We start from the raw sequence: 6,235 nt of genomic DNA, 5'->3' as shown, positions 1-6,235 counted from the left end.
CGCTCGGACGACCTGGACCGCCAGGTGGGCCTGGTGCTGGCCGACCCCGATCCCGTGCCGGACATCTGCGTGATCATGATCGGCGCCAACGACGTCACTCACCGCATGCCCCCGACCCGCTCGGTCCGCCACCTCTCCTCGGCGGTACGGCGGCTGCGCACGGCCGGCGCCGAGGTCGTGGTCGGCACCTGCCCCGACCTGGGCACGATCGAACCGGTCCAGCAACCCTTGCGCTGGCTGGCCCGCCGGGCCTCCCGCCAGCTGGCGGCCGCCCAGACGATCGGAGCCGTCGAACAGGGCGGCCGCACCGTGTCCCTGGGCGACCTGCTCGGCCCCGAGTTCGCCGCGAACCCGCGCGAGCTGTTCGGCCCGGACAACTACCACCCCTCCGCCGAGGGCTACGCGACGGCGGCGATGGCGGTCCTGCCGACCGTCTGTGCCTCCCTCGGCCTGTGGCCGGCCGAGGAGGAGCGCCCGGACGCCTCCCGCCGCGAGGGCTTCCTGCCGGTGGCCCGGGCGGCGGCGGAGGCCGCGTCGGAGGCGGGCACGGAGGTCACGGCGGCCATGCCGAGCGGCCCGAGGGGGCCGTGGGCGCTGCTGAAGCGCCGCAGGCGCCGGCGGGTACCCGAGCAGGAGCCGGCTCCCGTCGCACCGTCGAACTGAGGAAAGTCCCGGGAGACCGGAAAAGCAAGCGCTTAGAAAACTGCGGCCAGGGTCACACCGCCACACCCGTGACCCAGGCCATACGTACGGGTAACTTCCCAGACAGCCCAGCCAGACCACCCGGTACGTCAATGGAGCCGTGATGCCCGAAGCCGTGATCGTCTCAGCCGCCCGCTCCCCCATCGGCCGCGCCGTCAAGGGCTCCCTCAAGGACCTCCGCCCGGACGACCTCACCGCCACGATCGTCCAGGCCGCCCTGGCCAAGGTCCCCGAGCTGGACCCGAAGGACATCGACGACCTGATGCTCGGCTGCGGCCTGCCCGGCGGCGAGCAGGGCCACAACCTCGGCCGCATCGTCGCCGTACAGATGGGGATGGACCACCTGCCGGGCTGCACCGTCACCCGGTACTGCTCCTCCTCCCTCCAGACCTCTCGCATGGCCCTGCACGCCATCAAGGCGGGCGAGGGCGACGTCTTCATCTCGGCCGGCGTCGAGATGGTCTCCCGGTACGCCAACGGCAGCTCGGACATGCCCGGCACGCACAACCCCCTCTTCGCCGAGGCCGAGGCCCGCACCGCCGAGACCGCCCAGTCCGAGGGCTCCACCTGGCACGACCCGCGCGAGGACGGCCTGCTGCCCGACCCGTACATCGCGATGGGCCAGACCGCCGAGAACCTGGCCCGCGCCAAGGGCGTCACCCGCCAGGACATGGACGAGTTCGGCGTCCGCTCGCAGAACCTCGCCGAAGAGGCCATCAAGAACGGCTTCTGGGAGCGCGAGATCACCCCGGTGACCCTCCCCGACGGCACGGTCGTCTCCAAGGACGACGGCCCCCGCGCCGGCGTCACACTGGAGGGCGTCCAGGGCCTCAAGCCGGTCTTCCGCCCCGACGGCCTGGTCACGGCCGCCAACTGCTGCCCGCTGAACGACGGCGCCGCCGCGCTCGTGATCATGTCCGACACCAAGGCCCGCGAGCTGGGCCTCACCCCGCTGGCCCGCATCGTGTCGACCGGCGTCTCCGGCCTCTCGCCCGAGATCATGGGCCTCGGCCCGGTCGAGGCGAGCAACCAGGCCCTGAAGCGTGCCGGGCTGACCATCGACGACATCGACCTGGTCGAGATCAACGAGGCGTTCGCCGCCCAGGTGATCCCCTCCTACCGCGACCTGGGCATCCCGCTGGAGAAGCTGAACGTCAACGGCGGCGCCATCGCCGTCGGCCACCCCTTCGGCATGACCGGCGCCCGCATCACCACCACGCTCATCAACTCCCTACAGTTCCACGACAAGCAGTTCGGCCTGGAGACGATGTGCGTCGGCGGCGGCCAGGGCATGGCCATGGTCATCGAGCGCCTCAGCTGAGCACCGCACCGTAGCCGCCATAGCACGTGCGGTGAGGCCCTGACCCAGAACCCCGGAAACCCCGGGGTTCTGGGCTGTTTTGTGATCCAATCTCCCCCAGGATGTGACCTATCTCCCTCTACGCGGAGAGAAGCCCAGGTCACAGCAGCCCCACCCCCTCCTCCGACACCGAAGCCCTGTCCGTTTCGTGACCTTACGCACTGACAGCTGGTTAGTCCGCCCTTCAAGCTGATGTAGGAAGTCGGGGGTCGACTTTGAACCGGGAGTACGTCAGTGAGCGCCATGCCGATCGCGTTGCTGGTCACCACGGCCGCCACGGGCGCCGTGGGTGTCGCCGTCCTGCGCACCGTCCTGCAGCTGCGCCGACAGGTCGCGGCCCTGCACACCGCGCTGGCCGAGAACCGCGCCGCCACCACCCGTGCACTGCTGCCCGCCGCCCGTACGCATGCCGACACCGACGAGATACGGGCCGCCGTGGCGGCGGCGCTCGCGGAGGAACGCGAGCGGGAGCTCGCCGAGGCGCGGGCGTTCTGGGCCGCCCAGGAGGTCCGTGACGCCTCCGACGCGCCGCCCCTGCTGGGTCTGCCCGACACCGACCTGTTCCTGCCCCGGCAGGCCGATTTCGCGGGCCTCGAGCCGGTGTCCGAGCCCGGCGCGGACACCGAGGAGCCGACCGCCGAGTCCCCTGAGCTGGCCGCGGCCCGCCGCCGTCACCCCTCCCACCCGGACTTCGTGCCGACGCAGTCGCCGGCGGCGAACGACCACGAGCGCACGGTCGCCACACTGGAGGAGCTGGCCGCCTCGCGCGTGGAACTGACGGACGTCCGCCCGGGCCCTCTGGGCACCCTCGACGTCTACGTCTTCGCCGACGGCACGACCCTGTGCATGACCCCGGGCCACCGGGAAACCGCGGAGCGCCTCGCCACCGCCCTGCGCGCAGGCGAGACCCCGACCCTCCTGGGCGGCTCAGGCGTCTCGGGCGCGTACACCCTGACGTTCGAGTGCGGCGAGGAAAACGTGTACATCTTGGCCGACAGGGTCATCGCGTCCCTCTAGGGGCGCCCCAAAGGGGCGCGGGGAGCCGCGCGAGCAGCCACGACGCGCCCCGCACCCGCCAACGAACGGGTCACACCCCCGCCCGCTTCTGCGCCTCCTCAACCAACCGCATCGCGTCATCGACGTCGGCATCGCTGCGCAGCACAACGGCCAGATCATGCACGGCAACGGTGATCTGATCTGCTGCCGCAAACATCCCCGCATCCGGCATCACCCGAGGCTCCGCATCAGGAGCCTCCAGCACCTGCGCCCTCCGGGCCAACTCCCGGGCCAGCCCGAGAGCCTCAGCGGCAGCGCCCCGCTGCAACCGGCTCTGGGGCGCAGCCCTCAAACGATCGGCGAAGTGATCCACCGCACGGGTCAGAGGCGTCGTATCAACCACGCCGCGAGCGTACGCGTCGCACCGGGACTGTTGCCAACGGGCGAACACTCAGGCACGGTGACCTGAAGGACCGGCTTACATCCCAGCGTCCGGAGGCGCCGATGTCCCAAGTCTTCTCCGAAGAGACCCACCGCAACATGCTCGCCCGTATCCCCCACTGCACCGGTCGTGAGATCTCCGACTGGCTTCGCACTGTCGAAGAAGGCCCCGCACTCTTCCGCTTCGAGGAAAAGGTCAGCTGGCTCCGGCACGAACACAACCTCGCGTACGGCCACGCCAAGGCGATCATCCATGAGTACGACCTGAGGAGGGCCGCGCGCAAACTGCTCTAGGCGCGCGACCGTCCCGACGACGAAGCCGCCCGGCAGACGACGAAGGGCCCCGGCCGGAGCCGGGGCCCTTCGCGCACGACGCGTCGGGGACTAGTCGTTGCTGTTGAGGATCGAGATGAGCCTCAGGAACTCCAGGTAGATCCACACCAGCGTCAGCGTGAGGCCGAAGGCCGCGAGCCACGCCTCCTCACGCGGTGCGCCGTAGGCGACGCCGTCCTCGACCTGCTTGAAGTCCAGGGCGAGGAAGCAGGCGCCGAGGATGATGCCGATGACGCCGAAGACGACACCGAGGGCACCGCTGCGGAAGCCGAGGCCGTCACCGCCGCCGAACACCGCGAACAGCAGGTTCACCATCATCAGCATGATGAAGCCGAGCGCGGCCGCCATCACGAAGCCGTAGAAGCGGCGGTTGACGCGGATCCAGCCGGCCTTGTAGGCGATCAGCACACCGGCGAAGACCGCCATCGTGCCGATCACGGCCTGCATGGCCGCGCCGTCGGCGATGCGGCTGTCGACGATGTTGGACACGACGCCGAGGAAGACACCCTCGAACGCGGCGTACGTCAGGATCAGCGCGGGCGAGGCCTTGCGCTTGAAGGACTGGACGAACGCCAGGACCATGCCGATCAGCGCGGCGCCGATACCGATGCCGTAGCTACGGCTGATGTTGGCGTCGTCGACCGGCAGCAGGGCCCAGGAGAGCGCCGCGGTGAGGATGAGCACACCGAGCGTGCTCGCCGTGCGCAGGACGACGTCGTCGATGGTCATCCGGCCGGTGGTGGCCGGGGCCTGCGGCGGCGCGCCGTACTGCTGGTCCTGCTGGGCGTAAGGGTTCTGCGCGTAAGGGTTCTGCGCGTAGGGGTTGCCCGTCGGCTGCGCGTACGGGTTGCCCTGGGTGGCGACAGCGGGACCCCCGGCCTGCGGCGCGGTGTTGAAGCCCGCGTAGCCGTTGTCGCGGCTGAACCCCCGTCGCGAGAAGACCGGGTTTCTGCTCCTCATTTCACTCCTCCATGGCCAACACTGCGTGACCTTGGCTCAAGAGTAATAGGTAGGCAAAGGAATGACCCTAGTGCTTGGGGAGGATCTTTCCCTCGTCGTGCTGCGCAACACGCTACGCCGCTTCGTGATTCCCCTCATCGGAGGGGGTCATTCATCACCAAGCTGCGACACGTCCGGAACCGGACGGAGATCACCCGCTGACGCCGTCCTCACATCACCCGAACGGGAAGCCCGTGTACCCCTCGGCCAGATCGGTCTCGGCGGCGCGGGAGGAGGCGATCCGGTCCAGCCGCGCGAGCTGGAGCCGGTCCTCGAAGCCGGTCGCGCCGGGGGCCCGGTGCAGAAGGGTCGTCATGTCGTAGGAGAACCGCTCGGCCTGCCAGATCCGGCGCAGACAGGTCTCCGAGTAGGCGTCGAGCAGCTCCGGTGAGCCGGTCTCCTGCTGGTGGGCCAGGGCCCGGGCGAACGTCACGACGTCGCCGACGGCGAGGTTCAACCCCTTCGCGCCGGTGGGCGGCACGATGTGGGCCGCGTCGCCGGCGAGGAAGAGGTGGCCGTGGCGCATGGGCTCGTGGACGTAGGAGCGCATGGGCGTGACCGACTTCTGGGTGATCGGGCCGCGCTCGAGGCGCCAGTCGTCGGCGGTCTCGAAGCGGCGCTCCAGTTCGAGCCAGATCTCCTCGTCGCTCCACGCCTCCGCGTCGGTGCCGTCGGGCACCTGGAGGTAGAGGCGGGAGACGGACGGGGAACGCATCGACAAGAGCGCGAAGCCGCGGTCGTGGCGGGCGTAGACGAGCTCGTCGTGCGAGGGCGGCACGTCGGCGAGGATGCCGAGCCAGCCGAAGGGGTACGTCCGTTCGAAGACCTGGACCAGTTCGGCCGGGATCGCCTTGCGGGCCACGCCCCAGAAGCCGTCGCAGCCGACGACGTACTCGCACTCCAGGACGTCCTCGCGGCCCTCGTGCCGGAAGCGGACGCGCGGGGCGCCGGTGCCGGCGTCCTCCACGGCCAGCGCCTCCGCCTCGAACAGCAGCGGGCCGCCCTCGGCGAGTTGGAGGGCGATGAGGTCCTTGCAGACCTCGGTCTGGGCGTAGACCATCACGGAGCGTCCGCCGGTGAGGGCGGGGAAGTCGACGCGGTGGCGCCTGCGGTCGAAGCGCAGTTCGATGCCGTCGTGGCGCAGCCCCTCGCGGTCCATGCGTGCCCCGGCGCCGACCGCGCGCAGCACGTCCGCGGTGCCCTGCTCCAGGATCCCGGCGCGCTGCCGCCGCTCGACGTAGGCGCGGTCGCGGCTCTCCAGGACGACCGAGTCGATGCCGGCGTTGTGGAGCAGCCGGGCGAGGAGGAGGCCGGCGGGGCCGGCTCCGATGATGCCGACGGTGGTGCGCATCGGACGCCCTCTTCTCATCCGTTCGTGTAGTGAAATTTTCTTCACCATTATTG

Annotated in this window: 7 protein-coding genes; 4 read left to right on the top strand and 3 right to left on the bottom strand. The window is 70.3% G+C overall.

What is annotated here, in order from left to right; genetic code table 11:
* From AOQ53_RS37860 to AOQ53_RS37850, 3 genes are all read left to right on the top strand, one after another.
* Positions 1–663: SGNH/GDSL hydrolase family protein (locus AOQ53_RS37860; RefSeq protein WP_148640439.1), on the top strand; the 663-nt coding region annotated here is incomplete at its 5' end.
* Positions 664–805: 142 nt separating this feature from the next.
* Positions 806–2,023 carry an acetyl-CoA C-acetyltransferase gene (locus AOQ53_RS37855; RefSeq protein ID WP_059424414.1) on the top strand — a complete coding sequence of 406 codons (1,218 nt, stop codon included), beginning with the start codon at positions 806–808 and terminating at the stop codon, positions 2,021–2,023.
* Positions 2,024–2,296: 273 nt separating this feature from the next.
* A complete protein-coding gene (locus tag AOQ53_RS37850) occupies positions 2,297–3,079 on the top strand; it encodes a hypothetical protein (RefSeq protein WP_059424412.1) in 783 nt (260 codons plus the stop codon).
* 70 nt (positions 3,080–3,149) lie between these two features.
* Here AOQ53_RS37850 and AOQ53_RS37845 read toward each other — a convergent pair whose 3' ends face one another.
* On the bottom strand, positions 3,150–3,461 hold the full coding sequence (locus AOQ53_RS37845; RefSeq protein ID WP_059424419.1) for a hypothetical protein: 312 nt from the start codon (positions 3,459–3,461) through the stop codon (positions 3,150–3,152).
* A gap of 101 nt (positions 3,462–3,562) precedes the next feature.
* On the opposite strand from AOQ53_RS37845, the gene AOQ53_RS37840 reads away from it, so the two are divergent.
* The gene (locus AOQ53_RS37840; protein WP_059424410.1) at positions 3,563–3,793 is read left to right on the top strand and encodes a DUF4287 domain-containing protein; all 231 of its coding nucleotides are present in this window, start codon (positions 3,563–3,565) and stop codon (positions 3,791–3,793) included.
* 90 nt (positions 3,794–3,883) lie between these two features.
* On the opposite strand, the gene AOQ53_RS37835 is transcribed toward AOQ53_RS37840, so the two are convergent.
* Both AOQ53_RS37835 and AOQ53_RS37830 read right to left on the bottom strand, forming a co-directional pair.
* A complete protein-coding gene (locus tag AOQ53_RS37835; protein WP_059424407.1) occupies positions 3,884–4,792 on the bottom strand; it encodes a Bax inhibitor-1/YccA family protein in 909 nt (302 codons plus the stop codon).
* Positions 4,793–5,006: 214 nt separating this feature from the next.
* On the bottom strand, positions 5,007–6,182 hold the full coding sequence (locus tag AOQ53_RS37830; protein ID WP_059424403.1) for a 4-hydroxybenzoate 3-monooxygenase: 1,176 nt from the start codon (positions 6,180–6,182) through the stop codon (positions 5,007–5,009).
* Positions 6,183–6,235: the final 53 nt, after the last annotated feature.

It is taken from the genome of Streptomyces azureus (assembly GCF_001270025.1).
In the GTDB taxonomy this organism is placed as follows: Bacteria; Actinomycetota; Actinomycetes; order Streptomycetales; family Streptomycetaceae; genus Streptomyces; species Streptomyces azureus.
Note: the sequence above shows the minus strand (reverse complement) of the source record. Positions and strands in the feature narration are given on the sequence as shown.

Bases quoted from the DNA above. Each gene is read 5' to 3' on its own strand.
- AOQ53_RS37835 (WP_059424407.1), bottom strand. From the start codon at position 4,792: ATGAGGAGCAGAAACCCGGTCTTCTCGCGACGGGGGTTCAGCCGCGAC.
- AOQ53_RS37840 (WP_059424410.1), top strand. From the start codon at position 3,563: ATGTCCCAAGTCTTCTCCGAAGAGACCCACCGCAACATGCTCGCCCGT.
- AOQ53_RS37855 (WP_059424414.1), top strand. From the start codon at position 806: ATGCCCGAAGCCGTGATCGTCTCAGCCGCCCGCTCCCCCATCGGCCGC.
- AOQ53_RS37830 (WP_059424403.1), bottom strand. From the start codon at position 6,182: ATGCGCACCACCGTCGGCATCATCGGAGCCGGCCCCGCCGGCCTCCTC.